Below are 23,752 nucleotides of genomic sequence, written 5' to 3'. Positions count from 1 at the left end.
CGCGGGGGCCCCGTCGGCGCCGGCCCCCGGGGCGGCCGCAGCGGCCGCGGCGTCGCCGGGCGCGCCCGCCGCGAGTGCCGCGCCCAAGGTGTCGCAGGCCGTGGTGGACATCCAGCCGAAGGCCGGCGCGGTGGACGTCGCCCCGGACGGCACCCTCAAGGTCGCGGTCTCCGGCGGCAGGCTCACCACCGTCAAGGTCAGCGACCGGGCCGGCCAGGAAGTGGCCGGCACGATCGCCGCCGACGGGTCGAGCTGGACCCCGTCCGGCCCGCTCGCGGTCGGCACCGCCTACCAGGTCAGCGCGCTGGCGGCGGACGCCGGCGGCGTGGTCGCCGCGGCGGACAGCAGCTTCACCACGCTCACGCCCGAGCGCGAGGCGAAGGCGGGCGACAACATCGAGGACGGCGCCACCTACGGCGTGGGAATGATCGTCTCGGTCTCCTTCGACAAGGACGTGAAGAACAAGGAGGCGGTGGCGAAGGGCATCACCTTCAAGACCAGCGACGGCACGGCGGTGAAGGGCCACTGGTTCGGCAACCGCCGGCTGGACTTCCGTCCCGAGAAGTACTGGACCCCGGGGACGACGGTCACCGTCCAGTACCGGCTGAAGAGCGTGGAGATCGCCCCGGGCGTCTACGGGGGAGTCGACCGGGACGAGCCCTTCACTATCGGGCGATCCCGGATTTCGACGGTTGACGCCAAGACGCACGAGATGACGGTGGTCCAGGACGGCCGGAGCTCGGTCGTCGAGATCACCTCCGGCTCGCCGGAGCACCCGACCTGGAACGGCACCATGGTCGTCATGTCGAAGGAGGGCGTGGTGCGGATGCAGTCCAGCACCCTGCCCGGGATGACCGGCGAGCCCTACGACCTCCAGGTGCCGCACTCCATGCGGCTCACCGACTCGGGCACCTACGTGCACGGCAACTACTGGAGCAACGCCTTCGGCGAGGACAACGTCAGCCACGGCTGCGTGGGCCTGAAGGACGTCAAGGGCGGCGGCTCGGGCACCTCGGCGGGCACGTTCTACGACGGCTCGCTCGTCGGGGACGTGGTGACCGTGCAGAACTCCGCCCGCGGCCGGGTCGCGCCGGACAACGGCCTCAGCGGCTGGAACCTCGACTGGAGCGCCTGGTAGCACACGCGCCGCCCCGTGCCCCGGACCTGCCCGAACGCGGGTTCGGGTTGCACGCGGCATATGCCGAAACACTCGGTGATCGTTTGCTCATTGTCCGTACGCGGCCGCTTGCGTTCCGCAATGATGGTCCGCATGGCGGGTTGGGGCGAAACAGATCAGTCATCACTTCCGGGATCCAGCTTGGTCGCTGACGCGTCGTGGGCACCGTTCCAGGACGCCCTCGCGGCCCTGGAACGGCTCAGCTCCGAGGAGCTGGAGCAGCTGTACGTCGGGAAGCTGTGCGACCGGGACGCACCGCGAGAGGTGCGGTTGCCGTCCCGGCCGGCGACCGGTCCGCTGGCGCGCAGACTGGTGCTCGCGGCCCTGGAGAACTGGGACCTGCACCAGCACCTGGAGGTCGGCGAGTTACTCACCAGCGAACTCGTCGCCAATGCGCTGCGGCACGCGGCCGGCCGGACGATCGGCCTGCACCTGGTGCGCAAGCCGGGCTGGGTCCGGGTGGAGGTGCGGGACTCCTCCCGGGCGCTGCCGTGCATGATCGTGGCGGAGCCGGTGCCGGCCAACGAGCGCGGGCGCGGGCTGCAGGTGGTCGACGACCTGGCGGACCGCTGGGGCGCCGACCTGCTGCCGCGCGGCAAGGGCGTCTGGTTCGAGCTGAAGGTCCGTGAGCGGGCGGTCTGAGCCGCCCCGGTCCGGGAAAACACGCGGGGCCCCCGACTTCACCGTGGTCCGGTGGCTGGGGGCCCCTGCAGGTCATCGCGCCGGCCAAGGGGGTGCGTGCCGCGCGATGGGCGTCGGCCGTGCCAGGTCGGGCCAGCCGAAGTCATCGTCGCCCAGGGCGCGCGCCAGTTGCCGGCGTCCGCCCTCGGACATCTCGACTATCGCATGGATCTCAGCATGTGGGCAAACCAAGTGGCTTCGATTTCAAGGTTTGTAACTTAGTTCACCTTGGGAATTTGCATAGGTTCACGTCGAGGCCTGAGATTATTCATGATCGACACTATTCTGGCGGGTCGATCCAGGGTGGCGCGACCAGGCCGGGGCGGCGCATCCCGGCTCGTGCCGATCCGCTCCGGGCCTCCCCACCCCCGTCGGGGAGGCCCGGAGCCGATGACCTCAGTCTTCGCCGTCCGGAGGTTGTCCAGAAGGCCCTCCCGGGTGCCGTGGACAAAGACCTGGCGGGGCGTCAGGATCCTTGTGGGCGGGGGTGGTCCGCACGCGGGGCGGGGGCGGGATGGGGCGTCGTGAACGGCCGGTGGACCCGGCGGACGGACCGGCCGAGCGGTTCGCGTACCAGCTGCGCGAACTCCGGCAGGAGTCCGGAGGCCTCACCTACCGGGCCATGGCGGCCCGCGCGCACTACTCCCCGGCCGCACTCGCGCAGGCGGCGTCCGGGGAGCGGCTGCCGACCCTGCCCGTCGCGCTCGCCTACGTCGGCGCGTGCGGGGGCGACGTCGACGCGTGGGCGGAGCGCTGGCGGCGGGCGAGCCGGGAGCTGGCCGAGCGGACGGCGGCGGCCGACGATCCGGCCGACGCCCCGTACCTCGGGCTGGCCAGGTTCGAGCCCGGCGACCGGGAACTGTTCTTCGGGCGCGAGCGGCTGGTCGCCCGGCTCGTCGCGCTGGTGCGCGAACGGCGGGTGGTGGCCCTGGTCGGGCCCTCCGGCAGCGGCAAGTCCTCGCTGCTGCGGGCCGGCCTGGTCCCGGCCCTGCGCGAGGAGGAGGCCGGCCCGCGGCGGCCCACCGCGATCCGGCTGCTCACCCCCGGCCCGCACCCGGTCCGCAGCCACGCCGAACTGCTCGCGCCGGAACGCACCGGCCGGGGCGTGGTGCTGCTCGTCGACCAGTTCGAGGAGGTGTTCACGCTCTGCACCGACGCTGCCGAGCGCGCCCGCTTCGTCGACCTGCTGCTCGCCGCCGCCGAGCCCGACCGCGGCGCCCGCGTGGTGCTCGCGGTGCGGGCCGACTTCTTCGGCCACTGCGCGGCCCACGGCCCGCTCGCCGAGGCCGTCCGGGACACCACCCAGCTGGTCACCCCGATGAGCCCGGACGAGCTGCGCGACGCCGTCGTGCGGCCCGCCGCCGCCCGCGGCCTGGTCGTCGAACGCTCGCTCACCGCCCGGATCGTCCGCGAGCTCGCCGACGAGCCCGGTGGCCTGCCGCTGCTCTCGCACGCCCTGCTGGAGACCTGGCGCCGCCGCCACGGCCGCACCCTCGCCGAGAGCGCCTACGACGCGGCCGGCGGCCTGCACGGCGCGCTCGCCCGTACCGCCGAGGAGTTCCACGCCGGTCTCACCCCCGGGCAGGCCGCCGCCGCCCGCCGGGTGCTGCTGCGGCTGGTCGCGCCGGGACGGGGCACCCAGGACACCCGCCGGCCCGCCGACCGCGCCGAGTTCGAGGGCCCCGACGGCCCCGACGGCCCCGACGGCTCCCACGGCTCCGACGAGTCCGGCGCGGTGGCCTCCGACACCGCGCCCGTCCTCGAACAGCTGGCCCGCGCCCGGCTGGTCACCCTCACCGGGACCGCCGTGGAACTCGCCCACGAGGCGCTGCTCACCGCCTGGCCCCGGCTGCGCGGCTGGATCGAGGAGGACCGCGAACGCCTGCACGTCCAGCGCCGGCTCACCGAGGCCGCGCACACCTGGACGTCCCTCGGCCGGGACACCGGGGCGCTGTACCGCGGGGTCCGGCTGGCCGTCGCGGCGCAACGGTTCCCGGCCCGCCGTGAGGGACCGGACGAACTCACCCCGATCGAGCGGGAGTTCCTCACCGCGAGCACCGCCGCGCAGGGCCGTGAGCGCCGACGGCGGCGGGTGCTCACCGGCGTGCTCTGCACGGTGCTGGTGCTCGCCCTGACGGCCGGACTGGCCGCGTGGCAGCAGAACCGGGTCGGCGAGCGGCGCCGCGTCGAGGCGGAGGCCCGCCGGGCCGCCGGGGTCGCCACCAGTCTGCGGCTCTCCGACCCGCGCACCGCCATCCGGCTCGCCCTCGCCGCCTGGCGCCTCGCCGACCTGCCGGAGACCAGGTCGGTCCTGCTGGGCGGCCTGGCGCAATCGGAGCTGGAGGCCTTCAGCGACCCCGACGACGACCCGCGCACCGTCCGCTACCTCGGCTCGGACGGCCGGACGCTGACCAGCGTCGGCCCCGGGCGCGTGACCGTCCGGGACCTGGAGACCGGAACCGTCGTGCGCACCCTGCCCGGCCTCGGGGAGGACGTGGACCGGGTGGGGTGGAAGCGCGGGGACGGGGATCTGGTGACCTTCTTCCCGGACGGCGCCGCCGATCCGGCCACCGCGGGGAACCTCCGCGGCGCCGGCCGGGTGGCGGTGCGGGACCTCACCGGCCGCCGGCCCGACCGGGTCCTCGGCCGCGCGGACGCCGGGGCGGAGATGGCGCCCGGCGGGCGGCAGGTCATCGGCTACGGCCGTGCCCCCACCGCGTGGGTGGTCACCGTCTGGGACGCGGAGAGCGGCCGTTCGCTGCTGGAGGTGAGCGAGCCGCGCGATCCGGACCTCAAGGTCCAGGTCGAGTACTCGGGCGTCACCAGGATCCGCCAGGAGAGGGAACGCCGCCCGATGAACCAGAGCCTCCCGGACGCGACGGTCGACACGGCCGGCCGGCTGCTCCTGCTCTGCGCCCCGGGCCGGCCGCTGCGCCTATGGGACCTGGCGGACCAGCGGCAGCTGCCCGCGCCCTGGGCGGGGGAGGCGCCCGACCCGGCGTGCCACGACGAGCGCTACCGGTTCGTCGGCGACGGCCTGCTCGCCCACCTGACCGAGGACGGGATCCGCCTGTGGGACGTCGCCGCCGGTTCCGAGCGGCCCCTGCTGCCGGTGCGCGAGGTGCAGACGATCGGGTCCAGCGACGACAACGGCTACCTGGTCGCGGCGACGGACGAGGACGTCGTGCTCTGGCGCCTCGACAGCCCCGACACCCCGGTGGGGATCTACCCGGTGACCGGCACCACCCCCGGGGAGGCCGCGGTGGACCCGGTGGCGGGCCGGCTGCGCTACCTCGGCTACCCGGGGGAGAGCGCCGAGCACAACGTCGTCCACGTGTACGACATCGGCGAGGCGACGCACCGGCAGTGGCGGTCCGAGGTGCTGCTCTCCGCGGAGTTCGCCCCGGACGGCCGGCTCCTCGCCACCCTGACCGCGGCGGAGGGCACCGGGACGGCCGATCTGCGGATCGTCGACGTCGCGAGCGGGGCCCGGGTGGCCGAGTCCGGCGGCCTGCCCTGCCCGCTCACGCCATCGCCCGAGGCCGGGGTGATCCGGCCGACCTGCGGATCCGCCCTGGCCTTCCGGGCCGACGGCGGACTGCTGGCGGCCGCCACCACCTGGACGGACGGATCCTCCGCCACCCGCCGGATCCTGGTGTGGGACCCGGTGCGGCAGCGGGAGGTGGCCTCGGCCGACGGGCCGATCGGCGGCTGGGGCGGACTGGCGTTCCTCCCGGACGGCCGGCTGGCGACGACCTCGGACCGGGAGCCGGAGGGCGTCACCCTCTGGGATCCGGCCCGGTTGAGCGTGACGGCGGAGGTGCCGGACGTGAAGGGTCCGGCCTTCGCCGTGCGGCCGGACGGGCGGCTGCTGGTCTCCTCGTCCGGCCGCGTCGTCGACCTGCCGAGCATGACCGCGGACCCCCGGTCGCGGATCCCGGGAGCGGCGGACGACGCGCTCGGCTTCAGCCCCGACGGCCGGTACTTCGCGGAGGGGAAGGACGCGGGGCGGGTCGTGCTGTGGGACGGAGCGGTCGCCCGCCGCCTCGGCGTGCTGGCCCGGACCGCCGGATCCGAGGCGGGGCGGGTCACCGCGCTCGCGTTCTCGCCGGACGGACGGATGCTCGCGGCCGCCTCCTACGACCACACCGTGCAGCTCTGGGACCTCGCCTCCCTCCTCCCCATCGGCTCACCGCTGCCCACCGCGGGGGGCCTCGTCCGGGATCTCGCCTTCTCCGCGGACTCGGCGGTCCTGTACGTCTCCGGGGTGCACGTGCCGCTGCGGCGGATCGAGGTCGCCCCGCCGGCCGTCGCGGCGGCGCTGTGCCGCCGGGCGGGCGGCGGGCTGGGCCGGGCGGAGTGGCGCACCCACCTGCCCGGCGTCCCGTACCGGGAGACCTGCTGATCAGGTGCGCGGGGGCAGGACGTTCCCGGCGTACTCGGGGGCGACGTTGCCCGGGGGACCGTACTCGCAGACGACGTAGGTCTCGTACCAGGTGTCGCCGCGGCCGTGGGCGCGGGCGCAGCCGAGGCGGGTGGAGGACTTCCAGACCACCTGGGTGAACAGGCCGGTGGCGGCGGAGTAGCCGGGCCTGCCGTAGTCGTAGTTCCCGGCCTGCGCGTACCAGGCGTCGACGGCCCGGCGGCAGGTGGCCAGGTCGGGGACGGTGGAGCCGAACCAGGACTGGTTCTCGCCGTACGCGGGGTCGAGGCCGGTGTGGCCGCCGGAGAGGCGCTCGGAGGTCGACAGGTGGGCGGCGCGGCTCCTGGCGTACTCCTGGACGGCGGGGTCCGGGGTCATCGCCGGGACGCCGTGCCGGGCGCGGTACTCGTTGTGGGCGCGCAGGCAGTCGTCGGCGAAGGCGGCGTCGGTGGCGTCCGGCAGCGCGGCGCGGGCCGCGGCCGGGGTGGTGGCGGCCGCGGCCAGGGCGGCGGCCAGCAGCAGGGTGGTGAGGGTGCGGACACCGTGACGGGTGTGCTTCATCCGCGCTCCGGGGGCTAGTGGGGGTGGTGTTCCGCCACGATGGCAGCCACCGGAACCCGCCCGGTCCGGATCCGGACCGGTTCACCCGGCCGAGTGAGAAGGAGGACCGCCGCCGCGACCCGGTGGCTACGGTGGGAGAAACCGCCCGCGCCCCCGCCGGGAGGGCGGGGGCGCGGGCGTGGCGGGGGCGCCGTCAGCACTCGATGACGTTGACGGCGAGGCCGCCGCGCGAGGTCTCCTTGTACTTGATCTTCATGTCGGCGCCGGTCTCCTTCATGGTCTTGATCGCCTTGTCGAGGGAGACGTGGTGGCGGCCGTCGCCGCGCAGGGCCATCCGGGCGGCGGTGACGGCCTTGACCGAGGCCATGCCGTTGCGCTCGATGCAGGGGATCTGCACCAGGCCGCCGACCGGGTCGCAGGTGAGGCCGAGGTTGTGCTCGATGCCGATCTCGGCGGCGTTCTCGACCTGCTCCGGGCTGCCGCCGAGGACCTCGGCGAGGCCGCCGGCGGCCATCGAGCAGGCCGAGCCGACCTCGCCCTGGCAGCCGACCTCGGCGCCGGAGATGGAGGCGTTCTCCTTGAAGAGCATGCCGATGGCGCCCGCGGCGAGCAGGAAGCGGACGATGCCGTCCTCGTCGGCGCCCGGGATGAAGTTCAGGTAGTAGTGCAGGACGGCGGGGATGATGCCGGCCGCGCCGTTGGTCGGGGCGGTGACCACCCGGCGGCCGGAGGCGTTCTCCTCGTTGACCGCCATCGCGTAGAGGGTCACCCACTCCATCGCGTTGGCCGGGCCGATGCCCTCGGCGCGCAGCGCGCGGGCGGCCGCGGCGGCACGGCGGCGGACCTTGAGGCCGCCGGGGAGTATGCCCTCGCGGGACATGCCGGCCCGGACGCACTCCTGCATCACCCGCCAGATCTCCAGCAGCCCGGCGCGGATCTCCTCCTCGGTGCGCCAGGCCTTCTCGTTCTCCAGCATCAGGCCGGAGATCGACAGGCCGGTCTCCCGGGTGAGCCGCAGCAGCTCCTCACCGGTGCGGAAGGGGTACTTCAGCGCGGTGTCGTCGGGCTTGACCCGGTCCGCGCCGATCGCGTCCTCGTCGACGACGAAGCCGCCACCGACCGAGTAGTAGGTCTTCTCCAGCACGGTGGAGCCGTCGGCCCGGTACGCCCACAGGGTCATGCCGTTGGCGTGGTACGGCAGCGAGCGGCGCCGGTGCAGCACCAGCTGGGTGTCGGGGTCGAAGTCGATGGCGTGGACGCCGAGCAGGTGGATCCGCTTCTCGGCGGTGATCCGCTCGACGTCGCGGTCGGCCTGGTCCACGTCGACGGTGCGCGGGGAGGCGTTCTCCAGGCCGAGCAGCACCGCCTTGGGGGTGCCGTGGCCGTGGCCGGTGGCGCCGAGCGAGCCGTACAGCTCGGCGCGGACGGCCGTGACCTCGGCCAGCAGGCCCTCCGACTTCAGTCGGCGGGCGAACATCCGGGCGGCGCGCATCGGGCCGACGGTGTGGGAGCTGGACGGACCGATGCCGATGGAGAAGAGGTCGAAGACGCTGATGGCCACGGAGGGACGTCCTTGTCTGGTCTCGTGGGTGGTGCCGGCAGGGAGGGAGGACGGCGGTGGCGGAACGGGGCGGTCGGGCGGCTGACACGGGACGGGGCACCGCGTGCACTCTCCAGTGTGCGCGGTGCCCCGGAATCCCCGGTGTCCGGGCGGGGTGAGCCCGGTCACCCGCAGCCGAACGGCGGGACTTACAGGTTCGGGTAGAGCGGGTACTTCTCGGCCAGGGCGGTGACCCGGGCCTTGAGGGCCCCGGCGACGCCCTCGTCGAAGGCCGGCTTCAGGGCCTCGGCGATGATGTCGGCGACCTCGCGGAAGTCCTCGGCGCCGAAGCCGCGGGTGGCGAGCGCCGGGGTGCCGATCCGCAGGCCGGAGGTGACCATCGGCGGGCGCGGGTCGTTCGGGATGGCGTTGCGGTTGACCGTGATGCCGACCTCGTGCAGGCGGTCCTCGGCCTGCTGGCCGTCGAGCTGGCTGTTGCGCAGGTCGACCAGGACGAGGTGGACGTCGGTGCCGCCGGACAGCACGGAGACGCCGACCGCGGTGACGTCGTCCTGCAGCAGGCGCTCGGCGAGGATCCGGGCGCCGTCCAGGGTGCGCTGCTGGCGCTCCTTGAACTCCTCCGAGGCGGCGACCTTGAAGGCCACGGCCTTGCCGGCGATGACGTGCTCCAGCGGGCCGCCCTGCTGGCCGGGGAAGACCGCGGAGTTGATCTTCTTGGCGTGCTCGGCCTTGGAGAGGATGACGCCGCCGCGCGGGCCGCCCAGGGTCTTGTGGGTGGTGGTGGTGACCACGTCCGCGAACGGCACCGGGTTGGGGTGCAGGCCCGCGGCGACCAGGCCGGCGAAGTGGGCCATGTCGACCATCAGCAGCGCGCCGACCTCGTCGGCGATCCGGCGGAACTCGGCGAAGTCGAGCTGGCGCGGGTAGGCGGACCAGCCGGCGATGATCAGCTGCGGCCGGTGCTCCTTGGCGAGGCGCTCGACCTCCTCCATGTCGACCTGGCCGCTCTTGTCGTTCACGTGGTACGGCACCACGTTGTAGAGCTTGCCCGAGAAGTTGATCTTCATGCCGTGGGTCAGATGACCGCCGTGGGCCAGGTTCAGGCCCAGGATGGTGTCGCCCGGCTTGATCAGCGCGAACATCGCGGCGGCGTTGGCCTGCGCGCCGGAGTGCGGCTGGACGTTGGCGTGCTCGGCGCCGAACAGGGCCTTGATCCGGTCGATCGCGATCTGCTCGACCACGTCGACGTGCTCGCAGCCGCCGTAGTAGCGCCGGCCGGGGTAGCCCTCGGCGTACTTGTTGGTCAGCACCGAGCCCTGGGCCTCCATGACCGCCACCGGGGCGAAGTTCTCGGAGGCGATCATCTCCAGGGTGGTCTGCTGGCGGTGCAGCTCGGCGTCGACCGCGGCGGCGATCTCCGGGTCGAGGGCGTGCAGGGACTGGTTCAGAACCGTCATGGTGGAGTCTTCCCGGGAGGAGAGGGGGAGGGGCCGCGCCCCGCGCGTCGCCGGAAGGGCGGCGGGCGACGGGCGGGCGCAGGCGGGGCGGCCGCGGTGCGGCGGCCGCCCCGGCGGTGGCTCAGGCCGAGGGGTTGGTGAGCGCGGTGTACTCGTCGGCGCTCAGCAGCTTGCCGACCGCCTCGACGCGGACCTTGAACAGCCAGCCACCCTCGAACGGCTCGCTGTTGACCAGGCTGTTGTCGTCCGAGACGGCCTCGTTGACCTCGGTGACCTCACCGGTGACCGGCGAGTACAGGTCGCTGACCGACTTGGTCGACTCCAGCTCGCCACAGGTCTCGCCGGCGGTCACGGTGTCGCCGACCTCGGGGAGCTGCACGTACACGATGTCGCCGAGGGCGTCGGCGGCGTGCTTGGTGATGCCGATCGTGGCGACCTCACCGGCGGCGGAGGTGGTCAGCCACTCGTGCTCATCGGTGTACTGCAGGTGCTGGGGGTTGCTCATGGCGTCATTCTCCAGGATGGGAAGCGGGTACGACGAAGCGGCCCGGCGCGCGGACGTGCCTCGCGTGGGAAACAGCGGGGGGAGGGGGGTCAGCGGGCGCGCTTGTAGAACGGCAGCGCCACGACCTGGACCGGCTCGTGCTTGCCGCGCACGTCCACCGCGACGGTGGAGCCGGGGGCGGCGTGGGCCGCGTCCACGTAGGCCATCGCGATCGGCTTCTCCAGCGTGGGGGAGGGCGCGCCGGAGGTGATCCGGCCGATCGGCTCGCCGTCGGTGGAGACCACGGTGTACTCGGCGCGCGGCACGCGCTTGCCCTCGGAGACCAGGCCGACCAGCACCCGCGGCGGGTTGGCCTCGGCCTCGGCGGCGGCCCGCTCCAGGGCCTTGCGGCCGACGAAGGCGCCCTCGTTGGTGGTCTTGTCGAAGCGGACGACCCGGCCCAGGCCCGCGTCGAACGGGGTCAGGTCGGTCGACAGCTCGTGGCCGTACAGCGGCATGCCGGCCTCCAGGCGCAGCGTGTCGCGGCAGGACAGGCCGCAGGCGATCAGGCCGCGGTCGGCGCCGGCCTCGGTCAGCGCCTGCCAGATCTGCTCGGCGTCGCCCGGGTTGCAGAAGATCTCGAAGCCGTCCTCGCCGGTGTAGCCGGTGCGGGCGAGCAGCACGTCGCGGCCGGCCACCTGGGCCGGGAGGATCGCGTAGTACTTCAGGCCGGCCAGGTCGGCCTCGGTGGTGCCGGCCAGGATCGCGGTGGACTCCGGGCCCTGGACGGCGACCAGCGCGTAGGCGTCGCGGTCGTCGGAGACGACGGCGTTGTAGCCCTTGGCACGGGCGATCAGCTCGTCCAGCACCAGCTGGGCGTTGGAGGCGTTGGCGACGACCAGGAAGGCGTCCTCGCGCAGACGGTAGACGATCAGGTCGTCCAGGATGCCGCCGTCCTCGGCGCAGATCATGGTGTAGCGGGCGCGCAGCACGCCCAGCGCGGAGACGAAGCCGACCAGGGCGTGGTCCAGCATCTCGCCGGCCTGCGGGCCGGTGACGGTGATCTCGCCCATGTGGGAGAGGTCGAACAGGCCCGCCTTGGTGCGGACGGCGAGGTGCTCCTCGCGCTCGCTGCCGTAGCGCAGCGGCATGTCCCAGCCCGCGAAGTCGGTCATGGTGGCGCCGAGGGCGCGGTGCAGCGCGTCGAGCGCGGTGAGGCGGAGGGACGACATGGCCAGGAACTCCTCGGTCGGGGCACTCAGGGGTGCGCGCGCCGGGACCGGCCCTGCTTCGGGGGCGGCGGACCCTGCGCGCGGGCATGCGGCGGCTGGGTCTCCCCATCTGTCGTCGAACCTGAGAGCTTCACCGTCCACTGCCCTGTAGGGGACAGCATGGCGGCTTGCACCGTGGGTGGGCGGACGGCAGGGCCGTGCGCCGCTTTCCAGATGTGCCTAACCCGTGCGGTAGGGGTGCCTGAGAGATTCCGGGGAGGACTTGCTCCTTCGGCGCCGGCTGCGCCTCCTCGACGGGGGCGCTCCGGACTCTCCCGCGCGGGTTCGAGCGGCCGGTATGGAGTTGGCGGGGCCTGGGTGGATGCCACCGCAGACGGGCACATCATGGCACGTCCGCGGGAATGAGGGGAGAGGGGGCTGCGTCACGTCGGGCCCGGCGGCCCGGGGCGGGGCGGGCGCGGCGCCGGAACGCTAGGCTGCGGGCATCGGCGAGCAGAGGGCGGTACGGCGGCGCATGGGGTACCCGGTGGAGCAGCAGGGGTGGGGCGGGGCGGATTCGGCGCCGCCGGCCGGAGGGTGGCCGGCCAACGAGCTGGAGCAGGTGCTCACCGCCGCGCTGGGCGACCCGGGCGCGACCCCGCGGGTGGTCGAGGTGCTGGCGCGCAGCCAGGTGTGGATCCCGCTGCCGTCGGGCGGCGACCCGCAGGGGCGGTCGCTGGACCTGCCGGTCATCGAACTGGCCGGCGACCCCTACGTCCCGGTGTTCTCCTCGCAGGAGGTGTTCCTCCAGCAGGCGCCGGGGATGCCGTTCGCGGTCGCGCCGGTCTGGGAGTTCGCCCGCGGTCTGCCGCTGGGCGTGGGCATCGCGGTCAACCCGGAGGCGGCGGTGGGCATCCCGGTGCCGCCGGAGGGCGTGGCCGAGCTGCGCCGCGGGCCGCGCGAGGACCGCTGGGACGCCGCCCAGGACGCGCCGGACGCCCCCGGCGGCGGCCGGGTGGCGCTGCGCGAGCCGGTGCCGGGGGAGGACCCGGAGGCGTTCCTGGCCGCCTGCCGCGGGGAGCTCGCGGCGCTGCCGGGCGTGCTGACCGCGCGGCGGGCGCTGGCGAGCGTCGAGGGCGAGCCGACCGTGATGTTCGTCGGCGTCCAGCTGGACCCGCTGGCCCCGGCCGACCCGGCCGCGGTGAACGAGGCATTGGGGCGAGCGCTGGGAACCGCGCCGCTGCCCGGCGGCGTCCACCTCGTACTGCTCGACCTCGCGGACGATCCGGTGGTCGACTGGTTGGTGACCCGGGTCGCGCCCTTCTACGTACGGGGCTGATCCGGACTCCGGCCGTCCGTCCGGCATCCGCCGGGCGGGTTCGGGCGGGGCGGCGGTGGGACCCTGGCACGTCGGCGTGGCGGTGGTCGGCAACCGCCCCATAGGGTGCGTGCTGACGGCCGCCGGGCCGCCGGTGACGGACGAGGAACGAAGAAGCGCAGCGAGGTGGGCGCATGAGTGCGGGATCGGTAGCTGGCGGTGCACCGGGGCCCTGGGGCCAGGCGCCCACCGGACGCCCGGATCCGGGCGCGCTGGAGCGCGCGCTGCGCGAGGTGGCGCCGGAGCGCTACGAGGCCTACGAGACGATGCTGCACGCGCTCGCCGAGGGCCGGGTCTGGATGCTGCTCTGGCACGGCACGCCGGGCAGTCCGGACGCCCGGTACGGGAACATGGAGATCAGCGGCCACGGGTACGCCCCGGCCGTGACCTCGCCCGAGCAGCTGGCGGCGTCCGGCTGGGCGCGGGCGCACGAGGTGATCTCCGGCCGGGAGATCGCGGCCTCGCTGTACCGCACCCGGTGGGGCCTGTGGCTGAACCCGCACGCCCCGGGCGGCGGGGTGGGCGTGCCCTGGGCGGATCTGCGCCGGGTCGCGGCGGGCCTGGACCGGCTGCCGGCCGGGCCGTTGAAGCTGAGCGAGCCGCAGGTGCCGGCGCAGCAGTTCTTCGCGCTGCTGGAGCGGCAGGCGGTCGAGGTGCGCGCGGTGAAGGCGCTGCGCCGGGCCTGGGTGCGGCCGTCCGTGGGCGAACCGTACCTCGCCATCGGCCTTGACCTGTACGAGAGTTCGCCGCCCACCGTGGAGGCCGTGCGGGCGCTGATGCAGCGGGCGATCGCGGTCGCGCCGGAGGGGCTCGCGGTCTCGACGGTGGCGATGGCGGACGAGTACGACCCGGTGGCGCTGTGGATGCGGGCCAACGCCCGCCCGTTCTACGACCGGGAGGCGGCCGGGCACGGCCGTCCGCAGACGGGTCCGTACCCGCCGGTGCCCCCGCCGCCGTACGCCTCGCAGCAGGGTCCGGCGCACGGGCAGGGCTTCGGTTACGGCACCCGGCCGCCGGCTCCGGGCTGGCCGGGGCAGCAGCCCCCGCCGCAGCAGCCGTGGCCCGGCTACCCCGGTCGCTGACCGCTCAAACGCGCCAAACATCCATCACAGGAACCGGCTTGACACTCTGTCAGGCCGGTTTCGGCGTTTTCCGGACGTTCTCCGCGGAGTGGGTGGCAGACATCTTGACATGGCTGTTACAGCTGTGTGAAGAGGGATATGCCGAAGATTCGGGAGGTGCATGCGGACAGATCACAGTTGGGCATCTGTCGGTTGGCAGGGCTGGCGCAAGCCAGTTCGGATGGCAGAGAGTTCTGCAACAGCCCACCGCGCGTGGTTGGCGCCTCACAAAGGCGAACGCGCTGGCGGACCGCATGATCCACGTGACGCCCATCCCGCGTGGCAGCAGTACTGAGCACGTCGTACCGCTGGGAACACCCCCGCACCCGCACCTGCACCTCCGCACGTCCGCACCCAAGCACGTCCGCACCAGCCGAGCCGCCGATCCCGGCGTCCGGCACCCGTGGGCCGGCCACCGTCGGCGAGGGGACCGAACTGACCATGACCGCACCCATCAAGACCGCCGGCAACGCACCGGGGGCAGACGCCGCCGCGAGCCCGGCCAAGAAGATCGAGGGCCGCTCGCTCGGCCAGATCGCCTGGACCCGCTTCAAGCGGGACAAGGCCGCCGTCGCCGGCGGCATCGTGGTGATCCTCCTGATCCTGCTCGCCGTGCTGGCCAAGCCGATCGAGTCGGTCTTCGGGCTCGACCCCGACGCCCTCAACCAGGACCTGCTGGACGCCGACCTCGGCGGCCTGCCGCTCGGCGACTGGGGCGGGATGAGCTGGGACCACCCGCTCGGCGTCGACCCCCTGCAGGGCCGTGACCTGCTCACCCGCGTGATCGAGGGTTCCTGGGTCTCCCTGCTGGTCGCCTTCGGCGCGACCGTGCTGTCCAACACCATCGGCACCGTGCTCGGCATCATGGCCGGCTACTACGGCGGCTGGGTGGACACCCTGATCAGCCGGGTGATGGACGTCTTCCTCGCCTTCCCGCTGCTGCTCTTCGCGATCGCGATCTCCACGTCGCTGCAGGGCGGCGCGTTCGGGCTGCACGGCCTGCCGCTGCACATCCTGGTGCTGATCTTCGTGATCGGCTTCTTCAACTGGCCCTACATCGGCCGGATCGTGCGCGGACAGACCCTCTCGCTGCGCGAGCGCGAGTTCGTCTACGCGGCCCGCAGCCTCGGCGCCCGGGGCCCGTTCATCCTGTTCAAGGAACTGCTGCCCAACCTGGTCGGTCCGATCCTGGTCTACTCGACCCTGCTGATCCCGACCAACATCCTCTTCGAGGCCGGGCTGAGCTTCCTCGGCGTCGGCATCCAGCCTCCGCAGGCCTCCTGGGGCGGGATGCTCCAGGACGCGATCCGGTACTACCAGGTGGACCCCCAGTACATGGTGGTCCCCGGTCTGGCGATCTTCCTCACCGTGCTCGCCTTCAACCTGCTCGGTGACGGGCTGCGTGACGCCCTCGATCCCAAGAGCAACTGACACAGCGTCAGGATCCTCCGTTCAGCCACCACTTCCTCAAGGGGTTGATCTCACCCATGCGTAGGTCCCGTACCGTCGCGCTGACCGCCATGGCCGCTGCCGCGGTCCTGGTCGTCACCGGCTGCTCGTCGAGCAAGAAGAGCGACGACGCCAAGTCCACCGCCACCGGCAGCAGCACCGAGGCCGCCGGCGGCTCCGGGGCCAACGCGGCCACCAAGGGCATCGTCAACGCCTCGGACAAGAAGGGCGGCACGGTCACCTTCGAGATGAAGGGCACCCCGGACTCCCTCGACCCGGGGAACACGTACTACGCGTACATCTACAACTTCTCGCGCCTGTACGGCCGTCCGCTCACCACCTTCCAGCCGGGCGCCGGCGATGCGGGCAACAAGCTCGTCCCGGACCTCGCCGAGTCGCTCGGCCAGGTCAGCCCGGACGGCCTCACCTGGACGTACAAGCTGCGCAAGGGCCTGAAGTACGACGACGGCACCCCGATCACCTCGAAGGACGTCAAGTACGCCGTCGAGCGCTCCAACTTCGCGCCGGAGGTCAACTCCAACGGCCCGACGTACTTCAAGGAGCTGCTGGTCGACAACGAGGGCACGCCGTACGCGGGTCCGTACAAGGACAAGACCGGCGACCTGAAGTCGATCGAGACCCCGGACGACACCACGATCGTCTTCCACCTGAAGCACGCCTTCGCGGACTTCGACTACCTGGTGAGCGCCCCGCAGACCGTCCCGGTCCCGCAGGCCAAGGACACCGGCGCCGAGTACGTCAAGAAGATCGTCTCCTCGGGCTCCTTCAAGTTCGAGTCCTACGAGGACGGCAAGCAGGCCGTCCTGGTCCCGAACACCAACTGGGACCCGGCCACCGACCCGATCCGCAAGCAGCTGCCGGACAAGATCGTGCTGCGGATGAACATCGACCAGGCCACCATCGACAAGGACCTGCTGGCCGGCAACGCCCAGGTCGACCTGGTGGGCGGCGGTGTCGACCCGCAGACCCAGGCGCAGATCCTGCAGAACCCGAAGCTGAAGGCCAGCACCGACAACGCCTACGGCGGCCGCAAGGTCTACATGGCGATCAACACCGAGGTCGCGCCGTTCGACAACATCGAGTGCCGCAAGGCCGTCCAGTTCGCGGTCGACAAGGTCTCGGTGCAGACCTCGCTCGGCGGCCCGGTCCGCGGCCAGGTCGCCAACACCATGCTCCCGCCGGACATCCCGGGCCACCAGGACTTCAACCTGTGGGAGACCAAGGACAACAAGGGTGACGAGGCCAAGGCCAAGGAGGCCCTGAAGGCCTGCGGCAAGGACAGCATCACCACCGTGCTCTCCGCCCGCACCGAGCGCGCCACCGAGGTCGCCGCCGCCACCTCGATCCAGGCCGCGCTGAAGAAGGTCGGCATCAACGCCGAGATCCAGCAGTTCCCGCAGGGCAAGTACCTGGCCGACAGCGCCGGCGCCCCGGCCTTCGCCAAGGAGCACAACATCGGCCTGATGATGATGCAGTGGGGCGCCGACTGGCCGACCGGCTACGGCTTCCTGCAGCAGATCGTCGACGGCCGCGCGATCAAGGCCTCCGGCAACAGCAACCTGCCCTCGCTGAACGACCCGGCGATCAACAAGCTGCTCGACGACGCCGCCACCAACCCGGACCGGGCGGCCCGCGAGAAGATCTACGGCGACATCGACAAGAAGGTCATGGAGCAGGCGGTCTACGTCCCGCTGACCGACTTCAAGGTCTTCCTGTACCGCCCGGACAACGCCACCAACCTCGTGTCCACGCCGGCCTTCTCGGGTGAGTACGACTACCTGAACATCGGCACCACCAAGTAAGAGCCTGGCTCCGCATCCCTGAAGGCAGGTGAAGGCAGCGGCGCCCGCCGCCGTCCGGAGGACCCCGGACGGCGGCGGGCGGCCGGAGCCGACCAACTGTGTTTGCCTACATCATCCGCAGGATCCTCGCGGCCGCGGTGCTGCTGCTGGTCGTCAGCGCGGTCACCTTCGCGATCTTCTTCCTGCTCCCGCGCCTCGCCGGACAGACGGCCGACCAGCTGGCCACCCAGTACATCGGGAAGAACCCCTCCCCGGACGCGATCAAGGCGGTCAAGCAGAACCTCGGCCTCGACCAGCCGCTGTACACGCAGTACTGGAACTTCCTCAAGGCGCTGGTCAGCGGCGCCGAGTACAAGTTCGGCCCGGAACCGGCCACCTGCCACGTGCCCTGCTTCGGCTACTCCTTCAAGAACCACCTGGAGGTCTGGCCCGAGCTGACCAAGCGGATCCCGGTGACCATCTCCCTGGCCATCGGCGCCGCCGTGGTCTGGCTGACCTCCGGCGTCACCACCGGTGTCATCTCCGCGCTCAAGCCGCGCTCGATCTTCGACCGGCTCTCGATGGGCATCGCGCTCGCCGGCGTCTCGCTGCCGGTCTTCTTCACCGGCGCGCTGCTGCTCACGGTGTTCAGCTACGAGTGGCCGATCCTGGACAACCTCCAGTACGTCAACTTCACCGACAACCCGCTGATGTGGGCCCGCAACCTGATCCTGCCGTGGATCTCGCTGGCCTTCCTCTACTCCGCGCTCTACGCCCGGCTCACCCGAGCCGGAATGCTGGAGACGATGAGCGAGGACTACATCCGCACCGCCCGGGCCAAGGGCCTGGCCGAGTCCAAGGTCGTCACCCGGCACGGGCTGCGGGCCGCGCTCACCCCGATCGTCACCATCTTCGGCATGGACCTCGGCCTGCTGCTCGGCGGCGCGCTGATCACCGAGCAGGTCTTCTCGCTCCAGGGCGTCGGCCAGTTCGCCGTCCAGGCGATCTCCGACAACGACCTCCCGAAGATCCTCGGCGTGACCCTGCTCGCCGCGTTCTTCATCGTCCTCTGCAACCTCGTGGTTGACCTCCTGTACGCCGCTGTCGACCCCCGGGTGAGGCTGTCGTGACCGAGCTCCAGAAGACCCCGGCCCGCACGGCCGCCCCGGGCGGCGAGGAGGCCTTCCTCTCCGTGCGGGACCTGCGGATCCACTTCGACACCGACGACGGCCTGGTCCGCTCCGTCGACGGGGTCAGCTTCGACCTCGCCAAGGGCCGCACCCTCGGCATCGTCGGCGAGTCCGGCTCCGGCAAGTCCGTCACCTCGCTCGGCATCATGGGTCTGCACCGCTCCAAGCGGGCCCGGATCAGCGGCGAGATCCGGCTCGACGGCGAGGAGCTCATCTCCGCCGGGCCGGACCGGGTCCGCCAGCTGCGCGGCCGGCAGATGGCGATGATCTTCCAGGACCCGCTGACCGCGATGCACCCCTACTACACGGTGGGGCAGCAGATCGTCGAGGCCTACCGGGTGCACCACCCGCAGGCGAGCAGGAAGCAGGCCCGCGCCCGAGCCGTCGAGATGCTCGACCGGGTCGGCATCCCGCAGCCCGACCGCCGGGTCGACGACTACCCGCACCAGTTCTCCGGCGGCATGCGCCAGCGCGCCATGATCGCCATGGCGCTGGTCAACGACCCCTCGCTGCTGATCGCCGACGAGCCGACCACCGCCCTGGACGTCACCGTCCAGGCGCAGATCCTGGACCTCATCCGGGACCTCCAGGAGGAGTTCGGCTCGGCCGTCATCATCATCACCCACGACCTCGGGGTGGTCGCCGAGCTCGCCGACGACATCCTGGTCATGTACGGCGGCAAGTGCGTCGAGCGCGGTCCGGCCGAGGCCCTCTTCGACGCGCCCGAGCACCCCTACACCTGGGGCCTGCTGGGCTCGATGCCGCGCCTCGACCGCGAGCTGCAGGACCGCCTGGTCCCGGTCAAGGGCACCCCGCCCAGCCTGATCAACGTGCCGTCCGGCTGCGCCTTCCACCCGCGCTGCCCCTACGCCGCGCTGACCGGCGGGCGCTCCACCGAGGAGACCCCGAAGCTCACCGAGGTCGCGCCCGGACACCACGCCGCCTGCCACCTCGCACTCGCCGAGCGGCACCGCATCTTCGCCGAAGAGATCGCGCCCCGGCTGTGAGCCCGGCCTCGTACCACCTTTCTGGAGAGAACCGATGACGGACACTCAGGCGGCGAGCCCCGAACCTCTGAAGAAGGTTCCCGCACCGGCGCCCGCCTCGGACCGGCAGCCGCTGCTCAAGGTGACCGGTCTGACCCGGCACTTCCCGATCCACAGCGGCCTGCTGCGGCGCCAGACCGGCGCCGTCCGGGCGGTCGACGGCATCGACTTCACCGTCAACGCCGGCGAGACCCTGGGCGTCGTCGGCGAGTCCGGCTGCGGCAAGTCCACGATGGGCCGGCTGGTCACCCGGCTCGACGAGCCCACCGGCGGGACGGTCGAGTTCGAGGGCACCGACATCACCCACCTGGGGGTCGGGGCGATGCGGCCGCTGCGCCGCGACATCCAGATGATCTTCCAGGACCCGTACTCCTCGCTGAACCCCCGGCACACCGTCGGCACCATCGTCGGCGCGCCGTTCAAGCTGCAGAAGGCGGAGCCCGAGGGCGGGATCAAGAAGGCCGTCCAGGAGCTGCTGGAGCTGTGCGGGCTCAGCCCGGAGCACTACAACCGCTACCCGCACGAGTTCTCCGGCGGCCAGCGCCAGCGCATCGGCATCGCCAGGGCGCTCGCCCTGCGGCCCAAGATGATCGTCGCGGACGAGCCGGTCTCCGCGCTCGACGTCTCCATCCAGGCCCAGGTGGTCAACCTGCTCGACGACCTCCAGAAGGAGCTCGGGCTGACCTACCTGATCATCGCGCACGACCTCTCGGTGGTCCGGCACGTCTCCGACCGGGTCGCGGTGATGTACCTCGGCAAGATCGTCGAGATCGCCGACCGGGACTCGCTCTACCGCAGCCCGATGCACCCGTACACCACCGCGCTGATGTCCGCCGTGCCGGTGCCCGACCCGCGCCGCCGGCAGCGCGCCGGGCGCGAGCGGATCCTGCTCAAGGGCGACGTGCCCTCGCCGATCAACCCGCCCAGCGGCTGCCGCTTCCGCACCCGCTGCTGGAAGGCCCAGGAGATCTGCGCGAGCCAGGAGCCGCTGCTGACCGCCGCGACGGCGGGGCACCAGGTGGCGTGTCACTTCCCCGAGCGGAGCGAGGGGAACGACTAGCGCAGGCCCGAGCGGAGCGAGGGGAACGACTAGCGCAGGCCCGAGCGGGGCGAGGGGCAGCGTCCAGCGCAGGCCGGTGCGGAGCGAGGGCAACGACTGAGCGGCGTCCCTCCGCAACGTGAAGAGTCCGCCCGTCCCGGGTCACCGGGGCGGGCGGACTCCTGTGTGCGAGGGGCGGCGTCAGTCGCGGTTGCCGGACAGCGCCGGCTCCGGTGAGGCCGCGGCCGGGGCCGGGACCGCGCCGTCGGGCGCCTCGGCCGGCCGGGCCTGGCCGACGACGGCCGGCTGCGGCGCGGCGGGCGCCGGGAAGCGGCGGTTCACGGCCTTCATGACCTTGCGGCCGAGGTTCTGGAACGGGATCTCGATCAGCCGGTAGCTGGCGTAGCTGATGATCAGCAGCGCCGCAGAGAAGGCGACGAGCTGGATGCCGCGGTCCTTCCAGCTGACGATCGGCGCGTGGCCCTCCAGCAGCCAGTTCATGGCGTGGATCAGCGGGTTGTGCAGCAGGTAGACGGAGTAGCTGATGGCGCCCAGCCAGCTGAGCCAGCGGGGGAAGCGGCGCTTGCGCAGCATCATGCCGATCACGAACACCGCCCACGCCGCGATGTAGGCGTAGGAGAACGACATCCACGAGCTGCTCCACGTCCGCCACAGGGCCGGGCCGCGGTTGTAGAGGTAGCCGCAGAGGAAGCCCGAGACGGCCACGAAGGTGCAGCACAGGATGGCCGGAAGCCGCTCGATCTGCCCGTGCTCAAGCCGGTAGAGGACGGTGCCGGCGAACATCGTGGCGAAGATCATCATGGTCTCGAAGGCGGTCGACCGCCCGTTGAGGAGGATCAGCGTCAGGCCGAGGCCGCCGAGCATGACGCCGCCCCAGCGGACCAGCTCCGGGCGCGCGGTGGCGATGCAGGCCATCGCCATGACGACCACCAGCGTGACGGCGGCCACCAGGTGCCGGGTCGACTGGATGTCCTTGGTGATGGTGCCCAGCGACAGCCACGCGCCGAGGACGACCGCGAACGCCGCGAAGCCGATCGCGATCGGCGCGCTCTTGCGGTGCCACCCGACGACGAACAGCGCCGTCGCGAAGTAGTAGAAGATCATCTCGTAGGTGAGCGTCCACATCACCCCGATGACGTTCGCCACGCCCGTCATGTCCTGCAGCATCGTCCCGCTGGCGACGATCGACAGCAGCGGGTGCTCGTAGGACCAGGCGTTCACCACCGAGTACTGGCGGGGCAGGATCAGCAGGCTGCCGACCACGGTGAGGATCACCACGGGGAGGATCCGGAAGAAGCGGCCCGCCCAGAACCCGCGGACGTCGCCGCGCCGCTCCAGCGACGCCGGGATGATGTACCCGCTGACCAGGAAGAACAGCATCACGCCGAAGATGCCCGGGTCCAGGTAGTAGGGCACCTTGGTGCCGTGCGGCACCCAGTAGAACGGCAGCGCGAAGTGGTAGACCGCGACCGAGAGGGCGGCGATCCCGCGCAGGGCGTCGAGCCAGCCGAGCCGCGACGCGGCGGGGGTGGTGGTGGCGCCCTCGGCCGACCGGCGGCCGGTGCGATGCCTGGATGCGCGTTCGATCAGCTTCACAGGCGGAGGCTAGCCGAAACGGCGCGGAACTGATTGTCCGAGGGAGGGCTTATGTTCCCTGCGGTGCCCTTCTTGTCCGTACCGTGACCATTTTTCTCCGCGCGCCTCCCCGTGCCCGGCGCGCGGGAGGGCCTCCGGCGTCGGGTACAAAAGGGACGGTGACCTCCCAGATCTTCCCCTCCGACGTGCAGCAGTCGCTGGACCTCGTCGGCATCTTCGTCTTCGCCCTCTCCGGGGGGCTGCTCGCCGTCCGCAAGAACATGGACATCTTCGGCATCTGCGTGCTGGCCGAGGTCACCGCGCTCGGCGGCGGGGTCATGCGCGACCTCGTGATCGGCGCCACCCCGGTCGCCGCCTTCACCAACCTGGGCTACTTCGTCACCCCGATGATCGCCGCCCTGGTCGTCTTCTTCCTGCACCCCGAGGTCGAACGGATCAACCGCGCCGTGCAGACCCTCGACGCGCTCGGCCTCGGCCTGTTCTGCGTCACCGGCACCGCCAAGGCCCACGACTTCGGCCTCGGCGCCGTCTCCGCCGTCGCCCTCGGCATGGTGACCGCCGCCGGCGGCGGCGTGATGCGCGACGTCCTCGCCGGGGAGATCCCCTCGCTGCTGCGCTGGGACCGTGAGATCTACGCGGTGCCCGCGCTGGTCGGCGCCGCGCTGGTCGCCGTCCTCATCGCCCTCGACAGCCTCACCGCCGCCACCGGCACCGCCGCCGCGCTCACCGCGTTCGGCCTGCGGATGCTCGCCCTCAGGTACGGCTGGCGCGCGCCGCGGGCCTGGCGCCGCAACGGTTCTCGCACCAGCGAGGAGTAGGCGAGCCGCCGTACGCCAGCGAGATCGCCTCCGCCGTGCAGAGCAGCTCGGGCACCAGCTTCACCAGCTCGGCCGGAGACACCCGGTCCCGGGGCGCCGAGATCGCGCACGCCGCGACCGCCCGCCGGTCGCTGCCCGCCACCGGCGCCGCGACGCAGGTCACCGCCTCCGGGTGCTCGGCCGACTCCGCCGCCCAGCCCCGCCGGCGCACCGCCGCCAGATCGGCCGACAGCTCCTCCACCGCCCGGCCGTCCTCCGGCAGCCCGGCCAGCAGCACCCGGCCGATCGCCGTGCCGGCGGCCGGCGCCCGCCGCCCGATCCGGGTCGGCAGGCCCGCGGCGGCGCTCCACCGCCCGGCCAGCTCGTCCACGTACAGCACCTCGTCGTCCTGCAGCACCGCCAGCTGCACCGTGCAGCCGCAGCGCTCGTGCAGCGAGGCCAGGTACGGCGCGGCGACCTGCCGGACGTCGATCTCCCGCAGCGCCGCCTGCGCCAGCGACAGCACCCGGCCGCCCAGCCGGTAGCGCCGGTCGGACAGCCGGTGGACGAAGCCGTGCTCCTCCAGCGTGCGCAGCAGGCGCAGCGCGGTGGACTTGTGCACGCCGATCGAGGTGGCGGCCTGCTCCAGGGTGACGGGGCCGTCGCCGAGCGACCCGAGCAGGGTCAGGGCACGATCGACCGACTGGGACATCCCACCGCCTGACTCCTGGTTTCCGCTAGGGAACGCCCGGTTCCGG

18 protein-coding genes and 1 riboswitch are annotated in these 23,752 nt (G+C 72.5%); of the genes, 11 read left to right on the top strand and 7 right to left on the bottom strand.

The window, feature by feature from the left end:
* The 3 genes from ACFVFS_RS27755 to ACFVFS_RS27745 form a co-directional block, all read left to right on the top strand.
* Positions 1–1,138, top strand: a 1,138-nt coding sequence (locus tag ACFVFS_RS27755; RefSeq protein WP_380627431.1) for an Ig-like domain-containing protein, incomplete at its 5' end; no start/stop codon positions are given.
* A 180-nt stretch (positions 1,139–1,318) separates the two neighbouring features.
* Positions 1,319–1,819 carry an ATP-binding protein gene (locus ACFVFS_RS27750; protein WP_380627430.1) on the top strand — a complete coding sequence of 167 codons (501 nt, stop codon included), beginning with the start codon at positions 1,319–1,321 and terminating at the stop codon, positions 1,817–1,819.
* 553 nt (positions 1,820–2,372) lie between these two features.
* Complete coding sequence (locus ACFVFS_RS27745) at positions 2,373–6,263, top strand: hypothetical protein (RefSeq protein ID WP_380627429.1); 3,891 nt, start codon at positions 2,373–2,375, stop codon at positions 6,261–6,263.
* Here the strand turns inward: ACFVFS_RS27745 and ACFVFS_RS27740 are convergent, their stop codons facing one another.
* The 5 genes from ACFVFS_RS27740 to gcvT all read right to left on the bottom strand — a co-directional run bounded on the left by ACFVFS_RS27740 (position 6,264) and on the right by gcvT (position 11,576).
* Positions 6,264–6,842: a CAP family protein gene (locus tag ACFVFS_RS27740; protein ID WP_380627428.1), complete on the bottom strand. Its 579-nt coding sequence runs from the start codon at positions 6,840–6,842 to the stop codon at positions 6,264–6,266.
* A gap of 193 nt (positions 6,843–7,035) precedes the next feature.
* A complete protein-coding gene (locus tag ACFVFS_RS27735; RefSeq protein ID WP_380627427.1) occupies positions 7,036–8,403 on the bottom strand; it encodes an L-serine ammonia-lyase in 1,368 nt (455 codons plus the stop codon).
* Between the two features lie 188 nt (positions 8,404–8,591).
* Complete coding sequence (glyA, locus tag ACFVFS_RS27730; RefSeq protein ID WP_380627426.1) at positions 8,592–9,860, bottom strand: serine hydroxymethyltransferase; 1,269 nt, start codon at positions 9,858–9,860, stop codon at positions 8,592–8,594.
* 121 nt (positions 9,861–9,981) lie between these two features.
* Positions 9,982–10,365, bottom strand: coding sequence for a glycine cleavage system protein GcvH (gcvH, locus tag ACFVFS_RS27725; RefSeq protein WP_380627425.1), 384 nt, complete (start codon positions 10,363–10,365; stop codon positions 9,982–9,984).
* Between the two features lie 89 nt (positions 10,366–10,454).
* Positions 10,455–11,576, bottom strand: a complete 1,122-nt coding sequence (gcvT, locus tag ACFVFS_RS27720; RefSeq protein ID WP_380627423.1) for a glycine cleavage system aminomethyltransferase GcvT — start codon at positions 11,574–11,576, stop codon at positions 10,455–10,457.
* Between the two features lie 219 nt (positions 11,577–11,795).
* A riboswitch (glycine riboswitch) is annotated at positions 11,796–11,903 on the bottom strand.
* 187 nt (positions 11,904–12,090) lie between these two features.
* Between gcvT and ACFVFS_RS27715 the strand changes: the two genes are divergently transcribed.
* The 7 genes from ACFVFS_RS27715 (at position 12,091) to ACFVFS_RS27685 (ending at position 20,601) form a co-directional block, all read left to right on the top strand.
* The gene (locus ACFVFS_RS27715) at positions 12,091–12,894 is read left to right on the top strand and encodes an enhanced serine sensitivity protein SseB (RefSeq protein WP_380627422.1); all 804 of its coding nucleotides are present in this window, start codon (positions 12,091–12,093) and stop codon (positions 12,892–12,894) included.
* A gap of 173 nt (positions 12,895–13,067) precedes the next feature.
* Positions 13,068–14,015: an enhanced serine sensitivity protein SseB C-terminal domain-containing protein gene (locus ACFVFS_RS27710; protein ID WP_380627421.1), complete on the top strand. Its 948-nt coding sequence runs from the start codon at positions 13,068–13,070 to the stop codon at positions 14,013–14,015.
* Between the two features lie 480 nt (positions 14,016–14,495).
* Positions 14,496–15,485 (top strand): ABC transporter permease, encoded by a 990-nt coding sequence (locus ACFVFS_RS27705; protein WP_380627420.1) that lies wholly within the window; start codon positions 14,496–14,498, stop codon positions 15,483–15,485.
* A gap of 56 nt (positions 15,486–15,541) precedes the next feature.
* Entirely contained in the window at positions 15,542–17,326 is a 1,785-nt protein-coding gene (locus ACFVFS_RS27700) for an ABC transporter substrate-binding protein (protein ID WP_380627419.1), read from the top strand.
* A 98-nt stretch (positions 17,327–17,424) separates the two neighbouring features.
* Complete coding sequence (locus ACFVFS_RS27695; RefSeq protein ID WP_380627418.1) at positions 17,425–18,435, top strand: ABC transporter permease; 1,011 nt, start codon at positions 17,425–17,427, stop codon at positions 18,433–18,435.
* Positions 18,432–19,502, top strand: coding sequence for an ABC transporter ATP-binding protein (locus tag ACFVFS_RS27690; protein ID WP_380627417.1), 1,071 nt, complete (start codon positions 18,432–18,434; stop codon positions 19,500–19,502). The genes ACFVFS_RS27695 and ACFVFS_RS27690 overlap by 4 nt, the downstream gene beginning before the upstream one ends.
* A 34-nt stretch (positions 19,503–19,536) precedes the next feature.
* Positions 19,537–20,601, top strand: coding sequence for an ABC transporter ATP-binding protein (locus ACFVFS_RS27685; RefSeq protein WP_380627416.1), 1,065 nt, complete (start codon positions 19,537–19,539; stop codon positions 20,599–20,601).
* Between the two features lie 180 nt (positions 20,602–20,781).
* Here ACFVFS_RS27685 and ACFVFS_RS27680 read toward each other — a convergent pair whose 3' ends face one another.
* Complete coding sequence (locus ACFVFS_RS27680) at positions 20,782–22,197, bottom strand: acyltransferase family protein (protein ID WP_380627415.1); 1,416 nt, start codon at positions 22,195–22,197, stop codon at positions 20,782–20,784.
* A 158-nt stretch (positions 22,198–22,355) separates the two neighbouring features.
* On the opposite strand from ACFVFS_RS27680, the gene ACFVFS_RS27675 reads away from it, so the two are divergent.
* On the top strand, positions 22,356–23,015 hold the full coding sequence (locus ACFVFS_RS27675) for a trimeric intracellular cation channel family protein (protein WP_380627414.1): 660 nt from the start codon (positions 22,356–22,358) through the stop codon (positions 23,013–23,015).
* Here the strand turns inward: ACFVFS_RS27675 and ACFVFS_RS27670 are convergent.
* A complete protein-coding gene (locus tag ACFVFS_RS27670) occupies positions 22,951–23,706 on the bottom strand; it encodes an IclR family transcriptional regulator (RefSeq protein ID WP_380627413.1) in 756 nt (251 codons plus the stop codon). The two genes, ACFVFS_RS27675 and ACFVFS_RS27670, sit on opposite strands and share 65 nt — an antisense overlap.
* Between the last annotated feature and the right edge of the window lie 46 nt (positions 23,707–23,752).

Origin of the sequence: Kitasatospora sp. NPDC057692, assembly GCF_042799475.1 — a bacterium.
Classification (GTDB): domain Bacteria; phylum Actinomycetota; class Actinomycetes; order Streptomycetales; family Streptomycetaceae; genus Kitasatospora.
This window is presented reverse-complemented; position numbering and strand designations above follow the sequence as displayed.

Bases quoted from the DNA above. Each gene is read 5' to 3' on its own strand.
- ACFVFS_RS27745 (WP_380627429.1), top strand. From the start codon at position 2,373: ATGGGGCGTCGTGAACGGCCGGTGGACCCGGCGGACGGACCGGCCGAG.
- ACFVFS_RS27740 (WP_380627428.1), bottom strand. From the start codon at position 6,842: ATGAAGCACACCCGTCACGGTGTCCGCACCCTCACCACCCTGCTGCTG.
- glyA (WP_380627426.1), bottom strand. From the start codon at position 9,860: ATGACGGTTCTGAACCAGTCCCTGCACGCCCTCGACCCGGAGATCGCC.
- gcvH (WP_380627425.1), bottom strand. From the start codon at position 10,365: ATGAGCAACCCCCAGCACCTGCAGTACACCGATGAGCACGAGTGGCTG.
- gcvT (WP_380627423.1), bottom strand. From the start codon at position 11,576: ATGTCGTCCCTCCGCCTCACCGCGCTCGACGCGCTGCACCGCGCCCTC.
- ACFVFS_RS27715 (WP_380627422.1), top strand. From the start codon at position 12,091: ATGGGGTACCCGGTGGAGCAGCAGGGGTGGGGCGGGGCGGATTCGGCG.
- ACFVFS_RS27710 (WP_380627421.1), top strand. From the start codon at position 13,068: ATGAGTGCGGGATCGGTAGCTGGCGGTGCACCGGGGCCCTGGGGCCAG.
- ACFVFS_RS27705 (WP_380627420.1), top strand. From the start codon at position 14,496: ATGACCGCACCCATCAAGACCGCCGGCAACGCACCGGGGGCAGACGCC.
- ACFVFS_RS27700 (WP_380627419.1), top strand. From the start codon at position 15,542: ATGCGTAGGTCCCGTACCGTCGCGCTGACCGCCATGGCCGCTGCCGCG.
- ACFVFS_RS27685 (WP_380627416.1), top strand. From the start codon at position 19,537: ATGACGGACACTCAGGCGGCGAGCCCCGAACCTCTGAAGAAGGTTCCC.
- ACFVFS_RS27670 (WP_380627413.1), bottom strand. From the start codon at position 23,706: ATGTCCCAGTCGGTCGATCGTGCCCTGACCCTGCTCGGGTCGCTCGGC.